The sequence below is a fragment of the Aquimarina aggregata genome, from assembly GCF_001632745.1.
Lineage (GTDB): Bacteria > Bacteroidota > Bacteroidia > Flavobacteriales > Flavobacteriaceae > Aquimarina > Aquimarina aggregata.
Genome location: NZ_LQRT01000024.1, coordinates 245948 through 269861 on the forward strand (window position 1 = coordinate 245948; position 23914 = coordinate 269861).

The window sequence follows — 23914 nt, forward strand, 5'->3', positions numbered from 1 at the left end:
TATGTTAGTCTTCTGGATCTTTCATTTCAAAATCTTCCATAAATTTAGTGGTGTAATTTCCAGAAACATAATCTGGATGATCCATTAATTGTCTATGGAAAGGAACTGTAGTTTTTATTCCTTCGACTACAAATTCATCTAAAGCTCTTTTCATTTTGTTGATTGCTTCTTCACGTGTTTGCGCAGTGGTAATCAACTTAGCGATCATAGAATCGTAATTTGGTGGAATAGTATACCCACTATAAACATGTGTATCAATACGCACACCATGACCTCCTGGAAGATGTAAATTGGTAATCTTACCTGGAGAAGGTCTAAAGTCTTTGTACGGATCCTCAGCATTGATTCTACACTCGATAGAATGTAACTGCGGTATATAATTCTTGCCAGAAATTGGTACCCCAGCAGCTACTAGAATCTGCTCTCTGATCAAATCGTAATCTACAACTTGTTCTGTAATTGGGTGCTCTACCTGAATACGAGTATTCATTTCCATAAAGTAGAAATTACGGTGTTTGTCTACCAAAAATTCTACTGTACCGGCACCTTCATATTTTATGTATTCTGCAGCTTTAACGGCTGCAGCTCCCATTTTCTCTCGCAATTCATCAGTCATGAATGGCGAAGGAGTCTCTTCGGTTAGTTTTTGGTGTCTTCGTTGTACAGAACAATCTCTTTCTGATAAGTGGCATGCTCTACCGTTACTATCACCTACTATTTGGATTTCGATATGACGTGGTTCTTCGATGAGTTTTTCCATATACATATCATCGTTACCAAATGCAGCTTTACTTTCTTGTCTAGCAGATTCCCAAGCGTTTTGAAGGTCTTCTTCTTTCCAAACGGCACGCATACCCTTTCCACCACCACCAGCACTAGCTTTAAGCATTACTGGGTAACCGGTTTCTTCAGCAACTTTTAAACAGGTCTCAAAATCTGGAATAATACCTTCGCTTCCTGGTACACAAGGGACACCAGCTTCAATCATAGTAGATTTAGCAGAAGCTTTATCTCCCATTCTATCAATCATTTCTGCACTGGCACCAATAAATTTTATTTCGTGCTCTTCACATATCTTAGAAAACTTAGCATTTTCAGAAAGAAAACCATAACCTGGATGTATAGCATCTGCATTGGTAATTTCTGCAGCGGCTATAATATTTGACATCTTAAGATAAGATTCGCTACTAGGTGCGGGTCCGATACAAACTGCTTCATCTGCAAAACGCACATGTAAACTTTCTGCATCTGCTGTAGAATATACTGCAACCGATTTGATCCCCATTTCTTTGCAGGTTCTGATTACTCGCATCGCAATCTCACCTCTATTTGCAATTAGAATTTTTTTAAACATAACTTTTAAAATTTAAAAATCTCAAATTCCAAGCTCCAAATCCCATATGAAATGGATTTTGTGAATTTTGTGTTGGAATTTTAGAATTGGGTTATGATGGATCTACTAAGAAAAGTGGTTGATCAAACTCTACCGGAGAAGAATCGTCTACTAATACTTTTACGATTTTACCAGAAACTTCGCTCTCAATTTCGTTGAAAAGCTTCATTGCTTCTATAATACAAAGCACATCACCTTCTTTTATAGAGTCACCAACTTCTACAAAAGTTGGTTTGTCCGGAGATGGTTTTCTGTATAATGTACCTATAATAGGAGATTTTATAGTTATGTATTTTGAATTGTCTTCGTCTGAACTAGTTTCTGTAGCTACCGGAGTTGGAGCTGCAGGAACAGGTGCCGCAGGAACAGGTGCTACTTGACTAGCAACTGTATTGCCAACAGGAATCTGTTGAACAAATGTTGTCTCTTTACCGTCTTCTGACGCAGTCTTAATGGTGATTTTAATGTCATCCATTTCTAACTTTACTTCGCTAGCTCCTGATTTGGCAACGAATTTAATTAAATTCTGAATTTCTTTTAAATCCATAATGTTGTGGGTATTGTGTGTTATAGTTGTTTAGGAATTGTAGGCCCATTTAAGATATACAGACCCCCAAGTAAAGCCTCCACCAAATGAGGCAAATACGATATTATCTCCTTTTTTGAGTTGTTTTTCGTAGTCGTGCAATAGTAAGGGCAGTGTAGCCGATGTTGTATTGCCGTATCTTTGGATATTCATCAGAACTTTTTCCTGATCTAATCCCATTCTATTTGCTGTTGCATCGATAATACGCTTGTTAGCTTGATGTGCTACAAGCCAGTTTACATCTGCTCCAGTTAAATTATTACGTTCTAAAATTTTTGAACTGGCATCTGCCATATTAGAGACAGCGTATTTAAATACCGTTTTTCCGTCTTGTTTTACAAAATGAAGTCTTTTAGCAACGGTTTCTTCAGTTGGAGGCAATATAGATCCACCGGCTTCTATTTTTAGAAACTCTCTTCCGATACCATCTGTACGTAAATATTCATCCTGTAACCCTAAACCTTCGTCGTTGGGTTCGAATAAGGCAGCACCGCCACCATCGCCAAAAATAATACAAGTTGTGCGATCGGTATAGTCTATTATAGAAGACATTTTATCTGCTCCTATTAAAAGAATTTTTTTATACCTGCCAGATTCGATGTAACTAGCTGCGGTAGACATTCCATATAAAAAACTGGAACAAGCGGCTTGTAAATCATAAGAAAAAGCATTTACAGCTCCAATTTGTGAAGCGGTATAGGCTGCTGTTGCAGCAACGGGAAGATCTGGAGTAGCGGTGGCAAAAATTACCATATCTATCTCTTTTGGATCTAGATTTTTCTTAGCAATTAAGTCTTCTGCCGCTTTAATACCCAAAAAAGAACTTCCTTTGTCTTTATCTTTTAGTATTCTACGTTCTTTAATACCTGTACGACTGGTAATCCATTCGTCGTTCGTGTCAACCATTGTAGCTAATATATCATTAGTTAACACATAGTCTGGCACATAAGCGCCTACAGCTGTGATAGCGGCTGTGATTTTACTCATATCTTAGTTTTAGTTTCATCATCACATTATTTTAATGATCTGATAGAATTTGCCCAAAGCTATTTTGCATGATCTGCAAATAAATTGATTATTGCTAATCAACTTAAATAACTCATTTCAAGGACTATAGTGCAAAAAATGCCCAAAAAGTTATTGAAATTACTAAATTATACACAAATATGGCGCAAAATAACTTGATTTTGACACATATTCAACTAAAAACAAGAAAACTCTCACATTTGTGAGAGTTCTCCGTGAAACTTTAACAGTATACTTACGCTACTTCTTCTTCTGTATTGTCGATTACAATTTGACCACGGTAGTATAATTTACCTTCGTGCCAGTGAGCTCTGTGGTATAAATGCGCTTCCCCAGTAGTTGGATCAGTAGCGATTTGTGGTACAGTAGCTTTATAATGAGTTCTTCTTTTATCTCTTCTCGTTTTCGATATTTTTCTCTTAGGATGTGCCATTGCTTAGCTATTATTTATCGTTTAATAAGTTTTTTAATTTATCCCATCGAGGATCTGTTTCCTCTTGGTCTTCTACTATTGTGTTTTCTGTTGGACTTAATTCGTCTAACTTTTCAAGTATATCAGATTTTAATGTGCCATCTTCTACGCCAGGATGAACTCTTTTAGATGGTATTGCTAAAACAATTAGCTCATAAATATATTGTTGAATGTTTATTTCATACTCTCCATGCGGAAGTATAAGAATTTCTTCATTCTCATCATTATATTCATTTCCAAATTTAACTACAAGAAATAATTCATTCTCAATAGGTAAATCAAAAGGTTCATTCGTAAGATCACAATTTACATTTACAGTACCTGTTGCTTTAAATTGAAGTTCAAACATAGTCGTTTTCTTATTGAACTCTAATTCAGTCTTTACTGCAGCTGCATTAAATTCGTCATACTCAAAATGCTCAAAGAACGTATTGTCAATCTGATACTCAAACTGGTGTAAACCTTGCTTTAGCCCAACAAAAGGAATAGTATACTCTTTAAGTTGTATCATGTCATCATCAGTTTCAAGTGCCTACCAATTTGGTAAAGGCGGGTGCAAAGATAATAAAAAATCGTTATGAAAGCATTTTTGTAAACAAAATTATATCAGATTGTTAGTGTATAATCATGTTTACGGATCACAGTATCAGATTTTAACACTTTATCGATGGTAAAATCCTAGTCTCTCGGTGCTTTATTTTGTGGCTTTCTAGGTTGTTTTTTTAACGGATTTTTAGTGATCTCAGCATATTCATTTCTTCGTTTATATATTTTTAGAGCAGAAAAAACCGCTTCTTCAAAAGATCCATGATCAGCCTTGTTTTTTCCGGCAATTTCAAAAGCTGTCCCATGATCTGGAGAAGTTCTTACTTTGTTTAGTCCGGCGGTATAATTTACTCCCTTACCAAAGGATAACGTTTTAAACGGAATGAGTCCTTGATCATGATAAGAAGCGACTATTGCATCAAATGTTTTATAATTACTTGATCCAAAAAAACTATCAGCTGCATATGGGCCATATACTAATTTTCCTGATTCATTGATTTTTTGGATAGTAGGTTTTAATACTTCTTCATCCTCCTTGCCAATAACACCGTTATCTCCACTATGGGGATTAATTCCTAACACTGCTATTTTTGGTTTTGAGATTCCAAAATCTTGTTTAAGTGCAGTATGAATAGTGTTTATTTTTTGTTCTATTAATTGTGGGGTGATAGTGTCTGCAATATCTTTTACAGCTACATGATCGGTTAATAAACCCACTTTTAGATCATCTGTAATCATAAACATTAAACTATTGCCCTCTAATTGTTGGTCTAAGTAATCGGTATGTCCTGGGAATTTAAATTCTTCAGATTGTATGCTGTGCTTATTTATTGGGGCTGTCACTAAAACATCGATCTGGTTTTCTTTTAATGCTCTTGTTGCGGCTTTTAGAGATTTTATGGCATAACCTCCTACTTTTTCATCTTCTGCGCCAAAGTTGATATCGACAGCTTCTTTCCAAACATTTAAAACATTAATCTTGCCATCTAAAATTTGAGATGTTTTGTCAATACCATGAAGATTAGTATTGATTTTATAATGCTTTTTCAGGAAAGAAAGGATTTTTACCGAAGCAAAAATTACGGGTGTGCAAAAATCTAGCATTCGCGAATCTTCAAAAGTTTTGAGGACTACTTCGCTTCCAATACCATTAAGATCTCCAATAGAAATCCCTAATCTTATTTTCTGTTCTTTCTTCATTTTTATGAGTATTTTTGAAATCTAAAAATCAGACCTCAAACTTCAAGGTCACAAATTTAACTAAATAATTTGCATTTATGTTCACAGGAATCATCGAAGAATTAGGAACGATAGTATCACTGCATGCAGATCAAGAAAATCTTGATATTACGGTACGAGCTGCTCTTGCCTCTGAGGTAAAGATAGATCAAAGTGTTTCGCATAATGGAGTTTGTCTAACTGTAGTTTCTATTCAGGATGATACCTATACAGTAACTGCTATTAAAGAAACACTAGATAAGACGAACTTAAACACACTTAAAGAAGGTGCTATAGTAAACCTAGAAAGAGGTATGAAGGTTGGAGATCGATTAGATGGTCATATTGTACAAGGGCATGTAGACCAAGTAGCAAAGTGTATTGCTATTTCTGAGGCCGATGGCAGCTGGTATTATACATTTAGTTACGACCCGAGTTTAAGTAATATCACTATAGAAAAGGGATCTGTTACTGTTAACGGAGTAAGTTTGACGGTAGTTAACTCTAAAAAGAACGAATTTAGTGTTGCTATTATCCCGTTTACATATGAGCACACCAATTTTAATACTTTTGAAACCGGTACGATTGTAAACCTAGAGTTTGATGTCATAGGTAAATATGTACAAAGGATAACACAGTTAGGGTTATAATAGTGTAGATGAAAAGCTGTATTTTAATCATAATATCCGTATTTGTTGTATGTTCTTGTGCTAAGGACACGATTCTTTTTGAAGATAATTTTGAAGGGCATACTCTGGGCAATATCCCGAATAAGCCTTGGAAAAAAAGTGGAGCAGGTACTGTTGTTATTGATACGTTGAAGTCATTTAGTGGAAATAAATCAGTACATTTTATTAGCGGTGAAGGGTATAAAAATAGAGCTTTTATAGGATTAGATCATATCTTTCCAATAGCAAAAAATTGCTATTTTGGGACTATGAAGATGTATGTTGAAGAAGCTTCGCCTAATGGTGTACATTGGACAATGTTGCAGAGTTCTGGGAAGGTTCGGGGTCAAAATTTTTCTGCTGAAATTAGGTATGGGGGACAGCATCAAAAACATTTAATGGCTAATTATGATACACAAGGCTTAAAAAGTGATTGCTGGAAGCATTCTCAGATAAAAATTCCAGAAAAAAAATGGTTTACGCTAAAATGGATGTTTGATGGAGATCGTAATACCATGAAATTATGGTTAGATGGTACAATAGTAGAGGCGATTACTGTAAAAGACTACGGAGAAGGCTGTGCTTTTGATGAGGTAAATAATAAATGGATTTTTCCTGTGTTTGAAAATGTGCTGATGGGTTGGGTAGATTATCAAACAGGTGGAGGTACAAGAAATGTATGGATAGATGATGTGGTTATCACTACAAAGTAATCAAATAGATAATTATTGACGCTCGTACTTAGCATAAAACCATAATTTTGGTGTGAGTGTAGTGTCATCACTATCATAATATCCCCAACCTATTATTTCGTAAAAATTTTTAGATACTGTTTCTTTGAAATACTCAATTTTTTGTGGCTTTTTTTCATCCCTTTGCCATATGATTGTATTGCTTCCTTGAGTACTTCCTTGATGGATTACTGTTTCATCAGGTTTTCTGACCACACACCACATTTGACCATCTTGAATTTTATTAACTCCTTTACTTGTAATTTTTTGACCTGTATCTGGATAAAAGTCTGTAATAACAACTGTTTGAAAGAGTGCTGTTGTAGAAGTGTATACCTGTTTTACATCAATGCTATTGATTTGGTTTAGTCCTTCTTTCTTTAGATTAGATAAAGAAATATTTTTCAGATCTATTTTGTCCTTTGATAGTCGTTTGTGATCCTCAAAAATCAGAAATTGCCCTTTCCAAGTACCATCAAGTATACTAAAGACATTTTTGTATTGATTGTCTTTTTCTGTAGTTTTAGGAATGGTCTTAATATTATCTATAGGCGTCTTGTCCTGGCAGCTAAGTGTAGTGCAGGTTAGTAAAATAATAAGGATGTATATTTTTTGTGCCATTTATTATATATGACAATGACTACCTTATTTAATAGATATTTGACTCTTAATTTTAAGAAGAAATAAAACTAATTAAATTAGCTCTACTTCATTAAACTTAAAAAGAGAGACTTTATCTCTTCCAATTTTTAAAAGCACCCCTCCTAGATCATTCAAATTAGAGCAGGATTCAAAATCCAATACTTTACCAAAATACTGACTTTTTCCATCAATGACTTTGTATCGCATAATTCGTAATTTAATTTGACTTGTTTTCCCAATTTTTAATTCTAGTTGTTCTTTCCCCAAAAAACATACCAGAATACAACAAATACTCAAGTAAATGTAAATGTCATATGGCGTTTTTAAAAATAAACTTATCAGGTTTTATTAACAATGCCAATAAAAATATAGAGTTAATTATTTGTTAATCATCAGGTTGTAAAATAAGAGAGGTAAGGCTGAATATGAGGTTAATGCACTAAGTGTTGAAAAAAACATTAATTTATATCTTAACAAAGCTATTGGAATCATTCCAAATTTTGTATCTTTGTTTTGGAATTATTCCAACATCCTGAATCAATCACAGATTAGAATTTTAAGACTTTTTTCACTTATTATTAAGGTATTATTTTAAAGTCGTGGCATGCGTTTTGTAAAATTACTAGTAACCTAAATCGTATGACTATGAAAAGATAAATACCTAATGCAAATGATTTTATGTTATGAGTGGTATGAACTATGAAATACAAAACCGAAAGCTTAAATCGTATAAGCACACTTTTGATTATAATTTTTGTAAAAGAAAATATAACGAATATGCCCGTATGCCCTTAAAAGAGTTTAAAAAATGCTTAAAAAACCCACAAAAATTGGGAGAAATAGGTCATTTATGTAGTTTTATTCTATGGGTCAAAAATAAAGAGAAACATGAGTATAGAGATAGTTTAGGAGACTATGGTCTTATTCATTTACTTTTTCATTGTTTAGAAAGTAAACATAATGCAGAAATACACGCAGAGTATATTCATATGCTTTTTAAAGAAGATATTAAGTTATCATGATTTAATGTATTTGTCCAATTATTAAAGCTTTAGTTGAATATGTGCTTTGTTAAAAAGTTTTACAATAAAGAGCATGATTAATGAAAATAGTAATGACCAGCATATTCCTGGTAATCCGTAACTAAAGTAATCAGGTATAATCTTAATATTGAATGTTAAATTAAAGTAGATAATGATACCCGGAAGTATGTAAATAAGTAAAGGATTTGATGCTGCTGGTATAATAAAATTTGACCAACGTACTACTTTTTTGATTTCGATTAACCAATAGATAAAATAATAAATAAGAACACAAAACCCAACAGAATATAAACACCATGAAGGCGTAGCTCTAATCTTAGATACTTCATAATAGGGGCGCAATAGGTATCCTAATGCAAAAACCAGGAGAATGAAAATAATAATATTACGATGAATTTTTGGGTGTGATTGTTTTTCAAAGAAAAATAGGGAAATAATGACACCAGATATCACAATAGAGGCATGTGCAAAATGTCCAGCTACAGTGCCAAGCCATGTAAATCCTGTTTTTTCACTCCAACCAGCAGCATTTAATATGGTAATTGCCAGAAAGAATCCAAGAAAAGCTATCATTAGCGTTTTATTACCGTTGCCTGCCCAATAGGCTAAAAAGGTAATCAAATACGCCCAACCGATTAAACCTAGAATTCCCCACCATTTTACCGTCATCCCCCTAGCACCAGAATCTTGGATATAAACAAAATACATGAGTATTAGAATGAGTATTGAGGTATATTGTAAACTCCATTTTAAAGTTTTAGAGAAGTTAGAAGGGTAGTTATTCCATATAGGAATGGGTAGACTGTATGCTAAAAACCCCCATAAAGCTATAGGTATAATCATTTTTGATGCGTCATAACCGTATGATGTATTTACCATATATAGCCCCATAACAAGCAATGCTATAGTTCTTTTTAGTGTATGTTTCCATATAGCTATAGGATTATCTTGTTTTTTTAATCTGGTATTAATGGCAAAAGGGATAGACATACCAACAATAAATAAAAAAGCAGGAAACACTAAGTCAACAAATGTCATTTTATCTTCATGTGAAAGTGCATGCTTCATCCATAAAGGGATATGCTGAACTCCAGAAAGTTCATTCACAAAAATCATTGCAAATATGGTAATTCCTCTAAATACATCAATCGAAGTAATTCGCCCTGTAAATAAGTCTTCTTTAATGGTCATAAAAAGATGCGTTGCTGTTTTTAAAATTACTTAAATTTTGTAAGTTGATACCATAAAATTCGCCAAACAACATAATAGCATAAACAAAGTGCAATTTTTTGGTTTTTTATTGCAATTACGTCATTCTTTGTGGGGTATTTGATGCTAATAAATTGCAATTCGTTATTAATTACATACCTTTAAAATTAAAACACAATCATCATGAAAACGACACAGATTAAGCAACTTATGTATATCGGGGTACTCCCCTTTTTATTGCTAACTTCTTGTAAAACAGATACGACTAATGCCGATCTAAAATCAGCACTTACTTTATATGCTTCTTTTGACAAAGGAGTGTCTGCTGATTTTGCACTGGGAGATAAGAATTTATATACGGTGCCTTCTAGAAAAGCTCGAGATTCTGCTCAAATAGGATTGCATAAACACGATATTAGTATTGCAAAAGAAAAAGGACGTTATGGAGATGCACTTTTATTTACAGAGAGAAGTCGAGGAAATATCTATTATCCTAGTGAAAAAAACATAGCATATAGTATATCAAATTGGAGTGGTGCTGTTTCTTTTTGGCTAAAACTTGATCCTGCCACGGATTTAGAACCGGGATACTGTGATCCTATTCAGATAACCGATGTAAGTTATAATGATGCTGCAATATGGGTAGATTTTACCAAAGAAAACCCAAGAGATTTTAGATTGGGAGTAATTGGAGATAGAGAGGTTTGGAATCCAAATCCACAGGGTCCAGATAATGAAAATCCTATATTTAATAAACAATTAGCGGCTGTAAAAAACCCTCCATTTGGAAAAGATAATTGGACACATATCTTGATTAATTTTTCAAACCTTAATACGAAAGAAGGAAAGGCTTCATTGTAAATTTGTTTCTTGCCTTGGCCTGTTTAGTTTTATGTTTGTAAAGAGTAGTACTTCGTATTGCTAAGGCAGATAGTTAAAAATATCAAAAAACAATTATGAATCGTATCAAGAAAACTAGCCTATTAGTCTTTATTTTAATTTCAAGTTTAAGTATTGGGCAATCTTCAAGTGATGTTTCAATGATAAAAGAACATTTAACGAAAATCACAAAGTCCAAAGTATATAGAAATCATACTAACATTGAGCAATTAAATAAAATCGCAGATTATATTAAAACTGAATTCTCGAAATACTCAGATGAGGTATCATTTCAGGAGTATAGTGTTGAAAATAAAAAATATAAAAATGTTATTTGTTCTTTTGGTTTAGAGCATAAGAAAAGAATTGTTATCGGGGCGCATTATGATGTTTGTGGTAATCAGGAAGGAGCAGATGATAATGCTAGCGGAGTTGTGGGCTTAATCGAATTATCACGCTTACTACAAGGTAAAAAAACGAATTACAGAATCGACTTAGTGGCTTATACGCTAGAAGAACCTCCGTATTTTAGAACAAACAAGATGGGTAGTTTTATTCATGCAAAATCTTTACATGACGCTAATATTGATGTTTACGGTATGATTAGTCTTGAAATGATAGGATATTTTAGTGATGTACCAAATTCTCAACATTACCCAGTCGCTTCTTTATCCTCGATTTACGGAAATAAAGGAGATTATATAACCCTAGTAAATAAGTCAAATAAACAAAAGTTTGCCAGAGATTTCTGTTCGATATTTAAAAGTAATAAGACAATAAAAACGACAATATTTGATAATCCGATGTCATTAGAAAGTGTTGAATTGTCGGATCATCTTAACTATTGGAAATTAGGCTATGATGCTTTAATGGTTACCGATACAGCTTTTTTAAGAAATAAGAATTATCATAGAAATTCGGATAAAATGGAAACACTGGATTTTGATAAAATGGCTAAAGTTATAGATGGAGTCCTTTTGACATTACTAAAAATATAATGACGCATTTAGTATTGCTTTTAATGGTAGATGAACATCTGTATACGTTAAAACTTAGGTACTCCAGAAAGATCAGGAGGTAGACTAAGTGTTTTTGTAACCGATTATTAGAATCGCAGTACAGAGTAGACTTCTGATTGTTTTTATTAATTACAATAAGACTAAGATATAAACTCAAGCGGTGTGACGTATTCCAATAATACTTAAGTCTATATCAAAAGTCTTATAGTGCATTTTAAACCTATGATTACCTATGTATAGATTGAGAAGCTGCGTTTGGGAGTTCTCTAACAAATACAATAGCGGATTTTAGGTATACCTTAAAAAATTTCTTTAAAAACATCATCATTACTTTTTTATATAAAACGCATTATTCTCTTTAGCACCTACCCCTTATGGTGTTAAAAAATTCAAAAGAGTTGTATTTAGTAAGTTTTGAACGTTGTTACACTTGTGATCATCTAAGAAAGTACACGATTAGATATGTACTTACCAATGAGATGTTGAGACTGTCATTTTTTGTATTATAATTGCATGCTTAAGCAGGTAGTTTTAATGCGCAAATATTGTCATATTAAAAAATATCTTTTAGTACATTTAAACAACTACATTAGGACGATATGAAAAAAAGCAAATCAGCTCCAAAAAAAAATAGAAGACCTAAATCTTCTCAAAGCTTGGGAAAAGCACCAGGTACGGTAGTATATATTGGTGAAAAAGAGCATTTGCCTACCAAAATTGAAATTCAGGATTATACCAAAGAGGTATATCACGTTTCAGAAACAGATCGGGTAGAAGATATATTTACATTTAAAGGTAACGATCGTACTACCTGGATTAATGTTAATGGATTAAGCCATACCAACGAAATCACCCAAATAGGTGAACACCACGGTTTGCACCCTCTTTTGCTAGAGGATATTGTAAACACCGATCAAAGACCAAAGATTGACGAATACGATACGTATCTTTTTTTGGTGCTCAAAATGATGTACTTTAATAAGAATCATGAGTTTATTGTAGAACATATATCTATCGTTTTGGGTAAAGATTATGTGATTACTTTTCAAGAATCTGATGAAGATATTTTTGATCCAGTACGTGCACGTATTACCAATCCCAAAAGCCGCATTCGAGGATCAGGAGCAGATTATCTAGCATACTCTTTGTTAGATGCGATTTTCGATAATTATTTTGTGGTCATTGATAATTTAGGAGATAAAGTAGAACTATTAGAAGAACAACTTTTTAATGAAAAAGCGGGGGATACGATTACACAAGATATCCAATCTTTAAAACGAGAAATACTACGTATTCGAAGAAGTATTTTACCACTTAGAGAGGTTATTGGCAGGGTTGTAAAATCAGAAACGGGACTCATTCAAGAAAAAAATACCGATTATTACAGAGATTTATATGACCACATTATCCATATTCATGAAAATATAGATGTATACCGCGAAATGATATGGGGACTTATGGATATGTATATGACTACTATTAGTAATAAAATGAATGGTATAATGAAGGTGTTGACTATTATATCTACCATATTTATACCACTTACGTTTATCGTAGGGGTGTACGGAATGAATTTTGAAAATATGCCTGAGCTAAAATGGAAATACAGCTATCTCGTCTTATGGGGCATCATGATTATGTTATTTGTAAGTCTTTTGATTTTCTTCAGAAAGAAGAAATGGTTATAATATAATTTTTAATTAAATCAGTTCTAGTAAAAGTAGTTGTTTTATATAATGTACTCTTAAGTCTATATTAAGAATATATAAAACGATCATTATTCATTTTAAAAATACTTGTTGAACAATGACTAACTAGTTATGAAAATAGGTTTAATAGTAGAGTGTTGGAAAAATTTAAGAATGAAGTACGATTATTTTAATGAGTACTAGAATTTTTTTGAAAAAAATAATCAGTTCCAGAAAATGAAACTAATAGCACTTATTTTTGTTTATGATCAAATCCGTTAAATGGGATTTTTATGAATAAATAGAGACATGAATTTTTTCCGGAAAGATATTGAACAGGAAAACAGAAAACGACTGAGACAGCTACTTGACAAAGTAAAAGTTCAAAGTTGTCCAGATGAATGGAAATTTGAACATTTTGCTGTAAGTGGATTAACAGAAATAGGCTTCTCTGAACTGAATCCAGATGTACTATTAGTGATTTCAGGAAATGGCAGAGGGTTATTTGATTGTAGTAGTTTGAAAAAAAATGAACGAGATAACACTACTGATTTTGAGATTGACTATTCTAATCTGACCTGTTATGGGATAGGAGAATTAAAAGAGGAAAAGATTAGAATCTCAGGATTACACGGTGGTGGTTTGCCATTAGGAAATTCAAATGGAGATAGTATAGAAATAATGGCATTAGATTGGCCCAAAATTGATATTATTTTTCAGCCAAAGTGGTCATCAATTTATGCTGAGAAAGATGGAAATAAATGTTTTAGAATTTATTCATCTGATACCTTAAAAACCTATGGGTTTTCTAGCAATGGAAATTACTTTATAATAGCAACCAGTAGTGATTTATTAATATTTAAGAAGAAAGAAACCTAAAAATGTAATGCAAAAAATAGTTACCTACAAGGCGATATATAAGGATAGATTTGGAGAAGAGAAGATAGAGGTAGTCAATGATTTTGAAACTTTATCTTTTCAGTTAGGGAATCTTAAATTTAAGAGTAACACTTTTGATTTTGAATTAGAAAATTATCAAAATTATTCAAAAGATCAGCTCCAACGTTTTACGTTTAATAAGATTCCTTATCTAAATGGAGGGTATTGCTATGATTTATGCAATTGCGAGTTTACTTTTTTTATACCGATATCAATACTAAGTATAAAAAATCAGAAAATAATAGAACGAGAATTAGTTGTAAGCCTTGAGTTAGGTAAGTCTTTAAAAAATGGTAGCTTAGACAAAATTGATCTACAAATGAGCATAGAATTAGATAGCAAAATCTATAAAGCAAAAGGAATGGATTTTGAACATCTTGCCAATAATTTATTGCATCAGTTTAAGGGCTTCTATAGATTCAAAAATTGTTTCGGATGCCAATTCTCTGATTATAGTGTTTATGGACAGGATATCTTTGGTACCATGCTATGTTTTAAAAATCAGAAAAAAGAGTATAATGAAGTTAAAAGCAAAGAAGCATACTTAGACTTAGAGAGAGAAGATAAAGTAGTGCAAGAGATTTTTCTTTGTGAAGAATTTGAAGTACGACAAGGAAATACGGGATACCGAGGATAAAGCAGGTGTCTAAAAATAATTAAATAAATGAACTATATAATACTAGATCTTGAAGCAACCTGCTGGAAAGATCGAAACATACAAAAACAAAACGAAATCATTGAGATTGGAGCGATAAAAATAAATGAACAAGGTAAATCCTTAAGTGAGTTTTGCGAATTTATCAAACCCAAACACAATCCCGTTCTATCAGACTTTTGTAAAGAGTTAACTACAATAACACAAGAAGAAATTGATGCCGCAGATACTTACGAAAATGTAATTGATCGTTTTAAAGGTTGGATAAACCTCAATGAGCCCTATGTTTTATGCAGTTGGGGGTTTTACGACAAAAAACAATTTCAAAAAGACGATGAGTTACACCAATTAAACACAGAATGGTTAAAAAACCATATTAGTGTAAAACATCAATATGCAGAAATCAAGAACCTAAACAAACCAATTGGAATGGGCGGTGCCTTAAAAAAAGAAAAACTCACCTTGGAGGGAACACATCATAGAGGAATTGATGATGCCAGAAATATTGCCAAAATATTCAAAGCTCATTTTGGTAAATGGAATGTAAAATGAATTTAGACGATTTATTAGACAAAGTGGTTTCAAAAGAAACATTCTTTGCTTTTGTAAAAGCACTTAAAGAAGATAAAATAGATGAAGATGAGAAGGAAAAGAAAAATCCTTCTTCACCATATGATTCTGGAGCAAACGGTTGGGAAAATAATTCGATTCCTCACTTTCTAGATTCACTTGAAGCCTTTGGAGAAGATAGTCAATACATCACAGAAGAACCAAGTTGGAAAAACTTTGCTTTGTTGTTATATGCAGGGAAGTTTTATGAATAAATACCCAAAACTAGAATCTTATAAATTGAGAAAAAGAATAAGAAATTAAAAATTTAATAAAGCAATAAAATTATTTAGATATGAAAAAAATAAAAACTTTAAAAAAACTATCTAATCTTAATAAACTAAATAACAATTTAAAATTTAAAGTAAAAGGAGGTACGGATCTCCCAAGAGATAGGAACAATGTTCAGAATCCACTTGGCGTACACAATTAAATCTGAATTACAAATCCTTTGAATTTATCTAAGAGTCTAACTATAAATCCATATCAAACTATAAAAAAGTGTGCAAATTGCTAAAAACAAAAAAGAGTTACGATATATTTCAATCGTAACTCTTTGGTTTTAAAGGTGGTCCCACTTGGGCTCGAACCAAGGACCCCCTGATTATGAGTCAGTTTTTTGCAATTTGATTTTCTCATTAAAAACCTTGTTAAGTGTTGTAAATAAAGAAGTTGATGGTTTTTTGTTTTGATTTAATTTGTTATTCTGTATGCACATTTTGTAGTTTTGTATGCAAATCGTATGCACATTGTATGCACAAAGAATCTGATCATGATGATAACATATTCGATCTCTATATATCTTGATAAGAGAAGACCAAAATCTAATGGAAAGTATCCGATAAGGCTTCGGGTTTTTACACCTAACCCCAGAAAACAAAAACTATATCCTACTGCGTTTGATTTTACCGAAAAAGAATTTGAAAGTATTTGGTTAACAACAAGAACCAGAAAAGAGCATAAAGAGACACGGTTAAAGCTACAAGCTGTCGAAAATAAAGCCAATGAAGTTGCTAGTCAAATTATTCCATTTTCTTTTACACAATTTGAAAAGAAACTTTACCGAAAAGTTGATGACGGAGTCAAAGTAAGCTATCATTATAAAGAAAAAATATCCGAGTATAAAAAGTATGATCGTATCTCGACAGCAGATTCTTATCAATGTAGTGAGAATGCATTCAAGAAATTTATGGAATCTAAAAGTCAAAACTATGATAATTTAACGCTCTTAGATATTAATAAAGAATGGTTACAAGATTTTGAACAATATATGCAGAATAAGGGGAGATCTTTAACGACGGTAGGGATATACCTAAGGCCTTTAAGGGCAATTTTTAATAAAGCAATTGATGACGGAGAAATAGAGAAAGAATTGTACCCTTTTGGGAAACGAAAATATCAGATACCAACTTCAAAAAAAGTCAAAAAAGCATTGAATAAAGAGCAAATGAAAAAGTTATTTCAAGCCAAACCTACTAACAAAGAACAACAAAAAGCTAAAGACTTTTGGTTTCTATCCTATAATTGTAATGGGATGAATATGAAAGATATTGCTCAATTAAAATATAAAGATTTAACTGATAACAAGATTGTGTTTTACAGGGCAAAAACATTATTCACTTCAAAAACAGACTTGAAGCCTATAACTGTTTATCTTAATAATTATATCAAACGGATTATAAATACCTATGGTAATATAGAAAAGCTTCCGAACAATTATGTTTTTGCTATTTTGGAAGGTAATGAAACACCGGAAAGACAGCAGGTAAAAATCAAGAATTTTACGCGCTATATTAATCAACATCTTAAAAAACTATGCGAAGCTAATGAACTACCTGGTGCAATATCTACCTATTGGGCTAGACACAGTTTTGCAACCTTATCTGTTCAAAAAGGTGCTACTATGGAGTTTATGCAAGAAAGTCTAGGTCATAAAGATATGGCTACCACGCAATCTTATTTTGCTGGTTTTGATGACGATACCAAAAAAGAGTTTGCAGAGAATTTGATGGATTTTGATTGAAAAGCTTATTGAAATTTGATACATATTTAAAGTATTGAGCTAAAGAAATTTGTTTATAGCTCAATATTCGAATATATTTGAGCTATAAATAATAATTTTATGGCTCAACTATATAAAAAATGGAATTGGAAACATGATTTGTGGCCACATTTTACCTATGATGAAGAAGCATTAAGAGGATTAGAATTGCAGTTTTCTCAAAACACAGGAACAGTTTTGGGAATTTTAAAACATGTAAAAGAGTCAGAAAAGGAAGATTTTCTAGTAGATATATTAAGTAATGAAGCTTTGAAGACCTCAGAAATTGAAGGAGAATATTTAGATCGGGATAGTGTACAATCTTCTATTAAGCAAAACTTAGGGTTAATTACAGATAAACGAAAAATACCACCTGCAGAATACGGTATTTCAGAAATGATGGTGGATTTATACCTTCACTTCGATAAACCACTTACGCATACGCAACTTTTTGAATGGCATAGAATGCTTACTAATGGCAGACGTGATCTAGTAGACATAGGAAAATATCGTACACACAAAGAACCTATGCAGGTAGTATCAGGAAGGTTAGATAATCCAAATGTGCATTTTGAAGCTCCACCGTCTAACCAAATGCTAAAAGAAATGGAGCAGTTTATAAGATGGTTTCATAACAATCATTTTGAACAAAAACAAGAACTACTGTCTATAGCAAAGGCAGGTATGGCTCATTTATATTTTGTATGTATTCACCCTTTTGAGGATGGAAATGGACGAATTGGTCGAGCTATTGCCGAAAAATCTATTACCCTTAGTACAAGAAAACCTGCTCTTATTTCGCTTTCACAAACTATCGAAAGTGCTAAAAAGGAGTACTATAACGCATTAGAGATGTATAATACAACCTTAGATATTACGGGGTGGTTGGAGTATTTTGGAAAAACTATTTTACAGGCGCAAGAAAACACTTTGAAACAATTAGATTTTCTGATAGAGAAAACCAAATTTTTTGATAGTTATAATAGTCTGTTAAACGAGAGACAACTTAGAGTAATACAAAGGCTTTTTAAAGCAGGGCACGAAGGTTTTCTTGGTGGATTAAGTGCAGAAAATTATGTTCGAATTGCCAAGACATCCTCTTCAACAGCAACAAGGGATTTAGTATATTTAGTAAGGCAAGGTGTTTTTACTAAAACAGGAAGTTTAAAAAGTACTCGTTATTTTCTAAACATCAAGCGAAATATATAAATAAGAGTGAGCTATCAAAATAATTTTCACGATATAATGCACGACATAATTTTGCAATCTTATCTTTTATGCAAGAGAGTTTATTTTATAAGTGAAACGAAAAGGAGTTTGCTAAGAACTTGATGGATTTTGATTAATTCTTATTTTTTGAAATCTGCTCTGCCATTAACAAAGCATTATAAAGATTTACGATTTTACCAGATTTTGAGAGTTGAGAAAATGGAACTCTAGGTCCTTCAACATTACCAGGAGGTCGCACATTTATATGATATACGTTTCCAGATTCCAGAATAATATCTTTTACTTGAGCAGCCGTAAGCTTAGGGTATCTTGATCTTATCAAAGCAGCAATACCCGAGACAATAGGGGCAGCAAATGATGTACCATCTTCACTAGCATAGGTGTTATTTACAGTAGTAGTATACAAATCTTGACCTGGAGCAAAAACATCTACATTCTTTTTACCGTGATTAGAAAAATAAGCTGATAGTCTATAATCTAAAAAAGTATTTGATGCACCAACATTTATAAAATTCTGAGAAACCTCTTCATTATTAATATAATCTAAGGGGTAAAAATTGTAAATATCAATATTTTTACTATCATTACCAGCGGCATGTACAAGTAGTACATCTTTGTTGTTGGCATATTTTATAGCATCAATAACCATTTCTGGATGTAAAGAGAAGAATTTACCGAAGCTCATATTGATCACTTTAGCACCATTATCCACGGCATACCGAATTGCCCGAGCAACATCTTTGTCATATTCATCACCTTGTGGTACAGCTCTTAAAATCATTAATTTTACTTTATCTGCAATACCATTGATACCAATATCATTATTTCTTGTAGCACCTATCATACCCGCAACTGCAGTTCCGTGAGTATCTATAGATTTATCCTCAATAACAATGTTATTTCCATAATTTGTATCACTAAGATTATTAAAATCATCCTTCGAAACCTTTCTATCATCATAAGCATAATTTAATTTATAATTCTTAATATCATTCACATATTTTGCATATTCATCTAGCGATTCTTGGGTTAAATCATATGTCAAAAATTCGTGAAGTTTTTTTACAGGCTCTCTTAGGTCAGAGTTTTTAATGGTATCTATTGTTTTTAGAACTTCAAAATTATATTCTTGATTAGGAAAATATTTATTCAACTTTTGGCGAATATTTTTTAGTGCAATATTTTGATTTGTAATATATCGTATCTCCTCATCCAAAGCACTTTTCTCTTTTTGATAAAATTTTATTGCCTGTAGAATTAATGAATCTTTCTCTTCTTTTGGTATAACAAGCCCTCTTTTAGTTAGATATCCTTTATTTTTTAATATCCTTACATATTCCCATCGAGCATAATAAGTATTTTCTCCCTTATGATTACCTAGAAAGTTCCAGCCATGAATATCGTCGATGTAACCATTATTGTCATCATCAATATTGTTACTAGGTATCTCTTTTTTATTAATCCATATTTGATCTTTTAAGTCTTCATGATAAATATCAGTACCCCCATCGATTACTGCGACAACGACAGTATCTCCTGTTTTTTTTGATAGAATTTCTTTGTATGCTTTTTCAGAACTTATTCCTTGAATAGTATCTAAAAAAATATCTTTATGCTGCCATGATTTCCATAATTTATTATTTAGCTGTGTTTCTCGACTATTCATAAAAACTATGTCTTTTGAAAAATTATTTATTTCCTGCGTAAAACCAGAAAAATAAAATGAAGCAAGCATAAAGAATATTTTTTTCATCTCAGATAGAATTAAGTTTGTTAATGATTTAACATCTGCGTGTTTTACATATACGACCTCCTCTCGATTGAGGTTTTAAACCATTATCATCACCACCACGAACGATATTTAATTGATCAGAATTGAGTGTTGAAATTTTTAACTTAACAAATGGAATAGTTTTTTTTGTTTTCATTTTTCATTTTTTTATAGTTATCAAAATTACTATTTTTTACTATCTGACCATTATATAAATGTAACATGTTACTATAAATTCATGAATTTATAGTAATTAATTTTGTTAAAAAAATGATTTTCAATACATTAGTTAGGAATGCTTTATTTGACACTACTCTCTAATTTTTTAATAAAATAGGATGGTTTAATACTGGTTTTCTTATAAAAAGCTTGAGAAAATGAAACGGGATTACTAAAACCGACAGTTTCAGCGATAGCCTTAATGGTATATTTTCTAAACATTTTATCGGATTTTAGTTTTTCAATAGTATACTCAATTCTTAGGTCGTTAATATAATCGGTAAACTTTTTTTGCTCATACTGGTTTATAAAAACTGATAAATATTTAGAATTTGTATCTATACTTTTTGCTAAATTTGAGATAGAGGTGTTCTTATTGAGATATTCTTTATTGTATTTGAATTGTTGTAAACCTTTTTTTATAGTATTCAGAATGTCTTCAGACAAATAAGTTAAAGACGGTTTTTCATTTTCTAGTTTTGGATCTTTTTCGTTGGTACCTTTTGGATTAATTAATTGTTCGAATTTTCTTTTATAGTTCTTTCGTTTACGATAATTAAAAATTAAGACTAATGATAGAATGATCAATATGGCGACCAAAGAAATTATACTTGTTGATTTTAAAGAGTTGGATTGATTAAGGTTGGATATTATTTTTTCTTTTTCTATAACTAAATTTTTGGTCTCAAAATCCTTAATTATTCTATCATTTATATATTTATAGTTAGAACTTAGTATGCTATCTACTATAATAAGTTTATCAAGATATAATAACTGATTTTCTTTGTCATTTTTTTCTTTGTAATAATTAATCAAAGTTTTGTATCCCAGACGTATTTCAGGAAATACATCCTTAAAATCTCTAAATAAACTATCTATCTCTTTAAACTGAAGAATGGCTTTTTCTTTTTTCCCCAGCTCAAAATAAGATTTTCCTAAATAAAGTCTACAAAATAATATATTCGATTGATCCTCAAGCTTAATTAAATTAGGTAATGCTTTTTTTAAACTATCTCTGGATTTGTTGTATTGTTTCTTGAAAAATAAATTTACACCTTCATTCATAACAAAATAATAATACATATCATTATCATTATTTAGTAGAGAAATTTTAATTCCCTCTTTATTAATAGTTGTTGCTGTATCAAGCTTAGATAATTTAGTATAGGTGTCAGAAAGTGAAAGTAAAGGAATTAATTTATGAAAATATTCTTTAGGATATTCTGATCTCTCAGATAAGACATAATCATAAAATTCTTTAAAAATATCAAGGGCTTCTTTGTGCTTCCCGATTCTACTTTTTAATAAGCCTATATTAAACTTAGAATTATAGGCCAATAAAGGATTATTATCTTTAGTAAGATTAAATGAGATAAAATAATTATTTAGAGCTTCTTTATAATTCGCATTATCAAAATAAAAATCTCCTTTATTATAATATAATATGGCTGGATATTCTTTGTCTTTGGTAGGATTTTTTTTTGAAAGCTCAATGCCTTTATTCAAAAAGGATAATAACAATGAATCTTTTGAAATTATACTAAGAAGATAATACCCTTTAGCCATCTCTAAACTATCTTTTCTATCAAATCCCTTTTTTATATAGGTCTTTGAGTATAGTACTTCATGGATACCTAAAGAGTCTTGATAGAATCTGTTTTCCAAATCTTCAAATGATATTTCTTTTAAAGAATCTGGTATCTTAAATTTATTTACTTCTTCAATATTTGAAAAATCTTCTTTTTGTATCTGTGAAAAAGAAGAAATAAATATAACAAAGAACCCCAGTTGTAAAAGCCTGATCATAAAAGGTTAGATAATATTTATATTCTATTAGTAGGAGTTAAAACTAATCAAAATTAACAAATAATAACTGGTAAAGAATTAATTAAGACCAATAAACGCTAACTCTTAGTCAAAATACAATATCAATAGTCTCCTACTAAATTGTACTTCAATTTCATGAATTTATACTTCAATTTCACGAATCCTTACATACTTCCCTTGCATTAACCCTATTCCCACCCATACATTTGACTCATCAAAACGCATAAGATGGGAGGACCAACACACCACAAGAAACATCAATTTATCCATGTTATTTTAAAAACATTTCACTTAAAGATGGATGTATTTTTCTATAACCTGGTACATCATCACCGCTATGAGATTATCATGTATTTGTGGATCACAAAACTATATGCTCAAGACAAATCTATAGACCATGCCATACAAATCCTATATAAAGCCAGAAACATGTTTTTGTTACCCAATTGCGACCAAAAGAAATCATAACACAAGTATACATTTAAAATTATAACATAATGAGAAATAGTATCGAAGATCAATTAAACCAGGAAGAAAATATAAAGCTAGCTATATGATCATCCAATTAGAAACTAATTTTTAACCGTATGCGAATTACCTCAAAAACAGAAAACTATAGTTGAGTGAGTGCAAAAGACCTTCTGATGGGCTAAAACAGCCCTCAGTTGGCCTTATGAGGTACAACTCTTAAGCTGGGGCTCTAAAATTAGAGGAACGGAGCCTAATTTTCACAATTATATATTATTACCCCAAGATTAAGACTTTATCAAGGAAAACAAATAATAAAAAATCAAAAAAGGGAATTACAATGAATATTTTAATCAAACAAATCGAAGTGATAGAAAGAATAGATCAATTAATCCGATTGCAAGCTACGGGTACTCCAGAAGCATTAGCTTATAGGTTATCGATCTCAAAGACCAAACTCTATAGAATACTTAATATCATGAAAGATTTAAATGCACCTATTCTTTATGATGTAGCTGTACAAAGTTTTGTATATGAAGAAGCAGTAGGGTTTCAGTTTGGGTTTTATAGCTCGCACGTTAGAGAGTATGCTTAATCCTTCGAGAACCTCAGTGTTCGATAACAAGGATTGAGGTTTTCGAAATCCGAAATAGAAAAGTCAAAATGCATAATCTAAAGATAAAGTAAGATTATGGATGAGTATATGGTTTTTTTAGAAAGCCAGATATTGACGATGATGAATTCAGGTATCGTTTATTGATTAAAGGAGCATTTGAGATTCCGGCATATACTATGCAGGATGTTCTGTAAAATGAAAACGAGTAACATAGCTCAAATGAACAAAAATTATGAGTAGATCCTATGATCTATCGTGTTACTAAATCAAAAATTCTCGATATCAAAAGATGAGCAAAAAGAAAAAAAACCATCGAAAGACAACTTGGCGAGTTAGTAAGTTTGAAGACTTCAAAAATAGTAGGTAATAAAAAACTCGTAATTTTTTTGAAAGATTTATCCGTAAAAAGGAGTGAAGAA

26 protein-coding genes are annotated in these 23914 nt (G+C 31.6%); 14 read left to right on the plus strand and 12 right to left on the minus strand.

The features are described from left to right. Positions 1 to 4: 4 nt before the first annotated feature. From accC to pdxA, 6 genes are all read right to left on the minus strand, one after another. Positions 5 to 1354 (minus strand): acetyl-CoA carboxylase biotin carboxylase subunit, encoded by a 1350-nt coding sequence (gene accC, locus AWE51_RS16310; protein ID WP_066315442.1) that lies wholly within the window; start codon positions 1352 to 1354, stop codon positions 5 to 7. 91 nt (positions 1355 to 1445) lie between these two features. Beyond that, the gene (accB, locus tag AWE51_RS16315) at positions 1446 to 1940 is read right to left on the minus strand and encodes an acetyl-CoA carboxylase biotin carboxyl carrier protein (protein WP_066315444.1); all 495 of its coding nucleotides are present in this window, start codon (positions 1938 to 1940) and stop codon (positions 1446 to 1448) included. A gap of 30 nt (positions 1941 to 1970) precedes the next feature. Continuing rightward, positions 1971 to 2966 (minus strand): beta-ketoacyl-ACP synthase III, encoded by a 996-nt coding sequence (locus AWE51_RS16320; protein WP_066315447.1) that lies wholly within the window; start codon positions 2964 to 2966, stop codon positions 1971 to 1973. 274 nt (positions 2967 to 3240) lie between these two features. Continuing rightward, the gene (rpmF, locus tag AWE51_RS16325) at positions 3241 to 3438 is read right to left on the minus strand and encodes a 50S ribosomal protein L32 (protein ID WP_025743674.1); all 198 of its coding nucleotides are present in this window, start codon (positions 3436 to 3438) and stop codon (positions 3241 to 3243) included. A 10-nt stretch (positions 3439 to 3448) separates the two neighbouring features. Further along, entirely contained in the window at positions 3449 to 3988 is a 540-nt protein-coding gene (locus AWE51_RS16330) for a YceD family protein (RefSeq protein ID WP_066315450.1), read from the minus strand. Positions 3989 to 4155: 167 nt separating this feature from the next. Further along, complete coding sequence (gene pdxA, locus AWE51_RS16335) at positions 4156 to 5223, minus strand: 4-hydroxythreonine-4-phosphate dehydrogenase PdxA (RefSeq protein WP_066315452.1); 1068 nt, start codon at positions 5221 to 5223, stop codon at positions 4156 to 4158. Between the two features lie 77 nt (positions 5224 to 5300). Between pdxA and AWE51_RS16340 the strand changes: the two genes are divergently transcribed. Together AWE51_RS16340 and AWE51_RS16345 are read left to right on the plus strand one after the other, a co-directional pair. Beyond that, the gene (locus AWE51_RS16340) at positions 5301 to 5891 is read left to right on the plus strand and encodes a riboflavin synthase (protein ID WP_066315453.1); all 591 of its coding nucleotides are present in this window, start codon (positions 5301 to 5303) and stop codon (positions 5889 to 5891) included. Between the two features lie 8 nt (positions 5892 to 5899). Beyond that, positions 5900 to 6622, plus strand: coding sequence for a hypothetical protein (locus tag AWE51_RS16345; RefSeq protein ID WP_066315454.1), 723 nt, complete (start codon positions 5900 to 5902; stop codon positions 6620 to 6622). Between the two features lie 12 nt (positions 6623 to 6634). Here AWE51_RS16345 and AWE51_RS16350 read toward each other — a convergent pair whose 3' ends face one another. After that, the gene (locus tag AWE51_RS16350) at positions 6635 to 7261 is read right to left on the minus strand and encodes a hypothetical protein (protein WP_066315456.1); all 627 of its coding nucleotides are present in this window, start codon (positions 7259 to 7261) and stop codon (positions 6635 to 6637) included. A gap of 72 nt (positions 7262 to 7333) precedes the next feature. Next, positions 7334 to 7489 carry a hypothetical protein gene (locus tag AWE51_RS26565; RefSeq protein ID WP_157766134.1) on the minus strand — a complete coding sequence of 52 codons (156 nt, stop codon included), beginning with the start codon at positions 7487 to 7489 and terminating at the stop codon, positions 7334 to 7336. A gap of 476 nt (positions 7490 to 7965) precedes the next feature. Here AWE51_RS26565 and AWE51_RS16360 point away from each other — a divergent pair, with 476 nt between their 5' ends. Further along, a complete protein-coding gene (locus AWE51_RS16360) occupies positions 7966 to 8304 on the plus strand; it encodes a hypothetical protein (RefSeq protein WP_066315461.1) in 339 nt (112 codons plus the stop codon). Between the two features lie 21 nt (positions 8305 to 8325). On the opposite strand, the gene AWE51_RS16365 is transcribed toward AWE51_RS16360, so the two are convergent. Continuing rightward, on the minus strand, positions 8326 to 9516 hold the full coding sequence (locus AWE51_RS16365; protein WP_066315463.1) for a DUF5009 domain-containing protein: 1191 nt from the start codon (positions 9514 to 9516) through the stop codon (positions 8326 to 8328). A gap of 201 nt (positions 9517 to 9717) precedes the next feature. On the opposite strand from AWE51_RS16365, the gene AWE51_RS16370 reads away from it, so the two are divergent. From AWE51_RS16370 to AWE51_RS16410, 10 genes are all read left to right on the plus strand, one after another. Next, positions 9718 to 10395: a hypothetical protein gene (locus AWE51_RS16370; protein WP_066315466.1), complete on the plus strand. Its 678-nt coding sequence runs from the start codon at positions 9718 to 9720 to the stop codon at positions 10393 to 10395. A gap of 95 nt (positions 10396 to 10490) precedes the next feature. After that, positions 10491 to 11411: a M28 family peptidase gene (locus tag AWE51_RS16375; RefSeq protein ID WP_082832479.1), complete on the plus strand. Its 921-nt coding sequence runs from the start codon at positions 10491 to 10493 to the stop codon at positions 11409 to 11411. Between the two features lie 620 nt (positions 11412 to 12031). Then, positions 12032 to 13120 (plus strand): magnesium/cobalt transporter CorA, encoded by a 1089-nt coding sequence (corA, locus tag AWE51_RS16380; RefSeq protein ID WP_066315468.1) that lies wholly within the window; start codon positions 12032 to 12034, stop codon positions 13118 to 13120. Positions 13121 to 13429: 309 nt separating this feature from the next. Then, positions 13430 to 13999: a hypothetical protein gene (locus tag AWE51_RS16385; RefSeq protein ID WP_066315472.1), complete on the plus strand. Its 570-nt coding sequence runs from the start codon at positions 13430 to 13432 to the stop codon at positions 13997 to 13999. A 7-nt stretch (positions 14000 to 14006) separates the two neighbouring features. Further along, entirely contained in the window at positions 14007 to 14696 is a 690-nt protein-coding gene (locus AWE51_RS16390; RefSeq protein WP_066315474.1) for a DUF6304 family protein, read from the plus strand. 27 nt (positions 14697 to 14723) lie between these two features. Next, complete coding sequence (locus AWE51_RS16395) at positions 14724 to 15266, plus strand: 3'-5' exonuclease (RefSeq protein ID WP_066315476.1); 543 nt, start codon at positions 14724 to 14726, stop codon at positions 15264 to 15266. Beyond that, on the plus strand, positions 15263 to 15538 hold the full coding sequence (locus AWE51_RS16400) for a DUF7660 family protein (protein WP_066315478.1): 276 nt from the start codon (positions 15263 to 15265) through the stop codon (positions 15536 to 15538). Before AWE51_RS16395 ends, AWE51_RS16400 begins: the two co-directional genes overlap by 4 nt. Before the next feature lie 80 nt (positions 15539 to 15618). Further along, positions 15619 to 15756, plus strand: coding sequence for a hypothetical protein (locus tag AWE51_RS26570; RefSeq protein WP_157766135.1), 138 nt, complete (start codon positions 15619 to 15621; stop codon positions 15754 to 15756). Positions 15757 to 16095: 339 nt separating this feature from the next. Continuing rightward, entirely contained in the window at positions 16096 to 17346 is a 1251-nt protein-coding gene (locus tag AWE51_RS16405; protein WP_198403840.1) for a tyrosine-type recombinase/integrase, read from the plus strand. A 99-nt stretch (positions 17347 to 17445) separates the two neighbouring features. Continuing rightward, the gene (locus AWE51_RS16410) at positions 17446 to 18573 is read left to right on the plus strand and encodes a Fic family protein (RefSeq protein ID WP_066315480.1); all 1128 of its coding nucleotides are present in this window, start codon (positions 17446 to 17448) and stop codon (positions 18571 to 18573) included. A gap of 133 nt (positions 18574 to 18706) precedes the next feature. On the opposite strand, the gene AWE51_RS16415 is transcribed toward AWE51_RS16410, so the two are convergent. The 3 genes from AWE51_RS16415 to AWE51_RS16420 all read right to left on the minus strand — a co-directional run bounded on the left by AWE51_RS16415 (position 18707) and on the right by AWE51_RS16420 (position 22390). Next, positions 18707 to 20347 (minus strand): S8 family serine peptidase, encoded by a 1641-nt coding sequence (locus AWE51_RS16415; RefSeq protein WP_066315483.1) that lies wholly within the window; start codon positions 20345 to 20347, stop codon positions 18707 to 18709. A 28-nt stretch (positions 20348 to 20375) separates the two neighbouring features. Next, the gene (locus tag AWE51_RS26575; RefSeq protein WP_157766136.1) at positions 20376 to 20522 is read right to left on the minus strand and encodes a hypothetical protein; all 147 of its coding nucleotides are present in this window, start codon (positions 20520 to 20522) and stop codon (positions 20376 to 20378) included. A 143-nt stretch (positions 20523 to 20665) separates the two neighbouring features. After that, positions 20666 to 22390, minus strand: a complete 1725-nt coding sequence (locus tag AWE51_RS16420; RefSeq protein ID WP_066315484.1) for an AraC family transcriptional regulator — start codon at positions 22388 to 22390, stop codon at positions 20666 to 20668. A gap of 829 nt (positions 22391 to 23219) precedes the next feature. Here AWE51_RS16420 and AWE51_RS16425 point away from each other — a divergent pair. Beyond that, positions 23220 to 23474 (plus strand): hypothetical protein, encoded by a 255-nt coding sequence (locus tag AWE51_RS16425; protein WP_082832481.1) that lies wholly within the window; start codon positions 23220 to 23222, stop codon positions 23472 to 23474. Positions 23475 to 23914: the final 440 nt, after the last annotated feature.

Bases quoted from the DNA above. Each gene is read 5' to 3' on its own strand.
- accC (WP_066315442.1), bottom strand. From the start codon at position 1,354: ATGTTTAAAAAAATTCTAATTGCAAATAGAGGTGAGATTGCGATGCGA.
- accB (WP_066315444.1), bottom strand. From the start codon at position 1,940: ATGGATTTAAAAGAAATTCAGAATTTAATTAAATTCGTTGCCAAATCA.
- AWE51_RS16320 (WP_066315447.1), bottom strand. From the start codon at position 2,966: ATGAGTAAAATCACAGCCGCTATCACAGCTGTAGGCGCTTATGTGCCA.
- rpmF (WP_025743674.1), bottom strand. From the start codon at position 3,438: ATGGCACATCCTAAGAGAAAAATATCGAAAACGAGAAGAGATAAAAGA.
- AWE51_RS16330 (WP_066315450.1), bottom strand. From the start codon at position 3,988: ATGATACAACTTAAAGAGTATACTATTCCTTTTGTTGGGCTAAAGCAA.
- pdxA (WP_066315452.1), bottom strand. From the start codon at position 5,223: ATGAAGAAAGAACAGAAAATAAGATTAGGGATTTCTATTGGAGATCTT.
- AWE51_RS16340 (WP_066315453.1), top strand. From the start codon at position 5,301: ATGTTCACAGGAATCATCGAAGAATTAGGAACGATAGTATCACTGCAT.
- AWE51_RS16345 (WP_066315454.1), top strand. From the start codon at position 5,900: ATGAAAAGCTGTATTTTAATCATAATATCCGTATTTGTTGTATGTTCT.
- AWE51_RS16350 (WP_066315456.1), bottom strand. From the start codon at position 7,261: ATGGCACAAAAAATATACATCCTTATTATTTTACTAACCTGCACTACA.
- AWE51_RS26565 (WP_157766134.1), bottom strand. From the start codon at position 7,489: ATGCGATACAAAGTCATTGATGGAAAAAGTCAGTATTTTGGTAAAGTA.
- AWE51_RS16360 (WP_066315461.1), top strand. From the start codon at position 7,966: ATGAGTGGTATGAACTATGAAATACAAAACCGAAAGCTTAAATCGTAT.
- AWE51_RS16365 (WP_066315463.1), bottom strand. From the start codon at position 9,516: ATGACCATTAAAGAAGACTTATTTACAGGGCGAATTACTTCGATTGAT.
- AWE51_RS16370 (WP_066315466.1), top strand. From the start codon at position 9,718: ATGAAAACGACACAGATTAAGCAACTTATGTATATCGGGGTACTCCCC.
- AWE51_RS16375 (WP_082832479.1), top strand. From the start codon at position 10,491: ATGAATCGTATCAAGAAAACTAGCCTATTAGTCTTTATTTTAATTTCA.
- corA (WP_066315468.1), top strand. From the start codon at position 12,032: ATGAAAAAAAGCAAATCAGCTCCAAAAAAAAATAGAAGACCTAAATCT.
- AWE51_RS16385 (WP_066315472.1), top strand. From the start codon at position 13,430: ATGAATTTTTTCCGGAAAGATATTGAACAGGAAAACAGAAAACGACTG.
- AWE51_RS16390 (WP_066315474.1), top strand. From the start codon at position 14,007: ATGCAAAAAATAGTTACCTACAAGGCGATATATAAGGATAGATTTGGA.
- AWE51_RS16395 (WP_066315476.1), top strand. From the start codon at position 14,724: ATGAACTATATAATACTAGATCTTGAAGCAACCTGCTGGAAAGATCGA.
- AWE51_RS16400 (WP_066315478.1), top strand. From the start codon at position 15,263: ATGAATTTAGACGATTTATTAGACAAAGTGGTTTCAAAAGAAACATTC.
- AWE51_RS26570 (WP_157766135.1), top strand. From the start codon at position 15,619: ATGAAAAAAATAAAAACTTTAAAAAAACTATCTAATCTTAATAAACTA.
- AWE51_RS16405 (WP_198403840.1), top strand. From the start codon at position 16,096: ATGATGATAACATATTCGATCTCTATATATCTTGATAAGAGAAGACCA.
- AWE51_RS16410 (WP_066315480.1), top strand. From the start codon at position 17,446: ATGGCTCAACTATATAAAAAATGGAATTGGAAACATGATTTGTGGCCA.
- AWE51_RS16415 (WP_066315483.1), bottom strand. From the start codon at position 20,347: ATGAAAAAAATATTCTTTATGCTTGCTTCATTTTATTTTTCTGGTTTT.
- AWE51_RS26575 (WP_157766136.1), bottom strand. From the start codon at position 20,522: ATGAAAACAAAAAAAACTATTCCATTTGTTAAGTTAAAAATTTCAACA.
- AWE51_RS16420 (WP_066315484.1), bottom strand. From the start codon at position 22,390: ATGATCAGGCTTTTACAACTGGGGTTCTTTGTTATATTTATTTCTTCT.
- AWE51_RS16425 (WP_082832481.1), top strand. From the start codon at position 23,220: ATGAATATTTTAATCAAACAAATCGAAGTGATAGAAAGAATAGATCAA.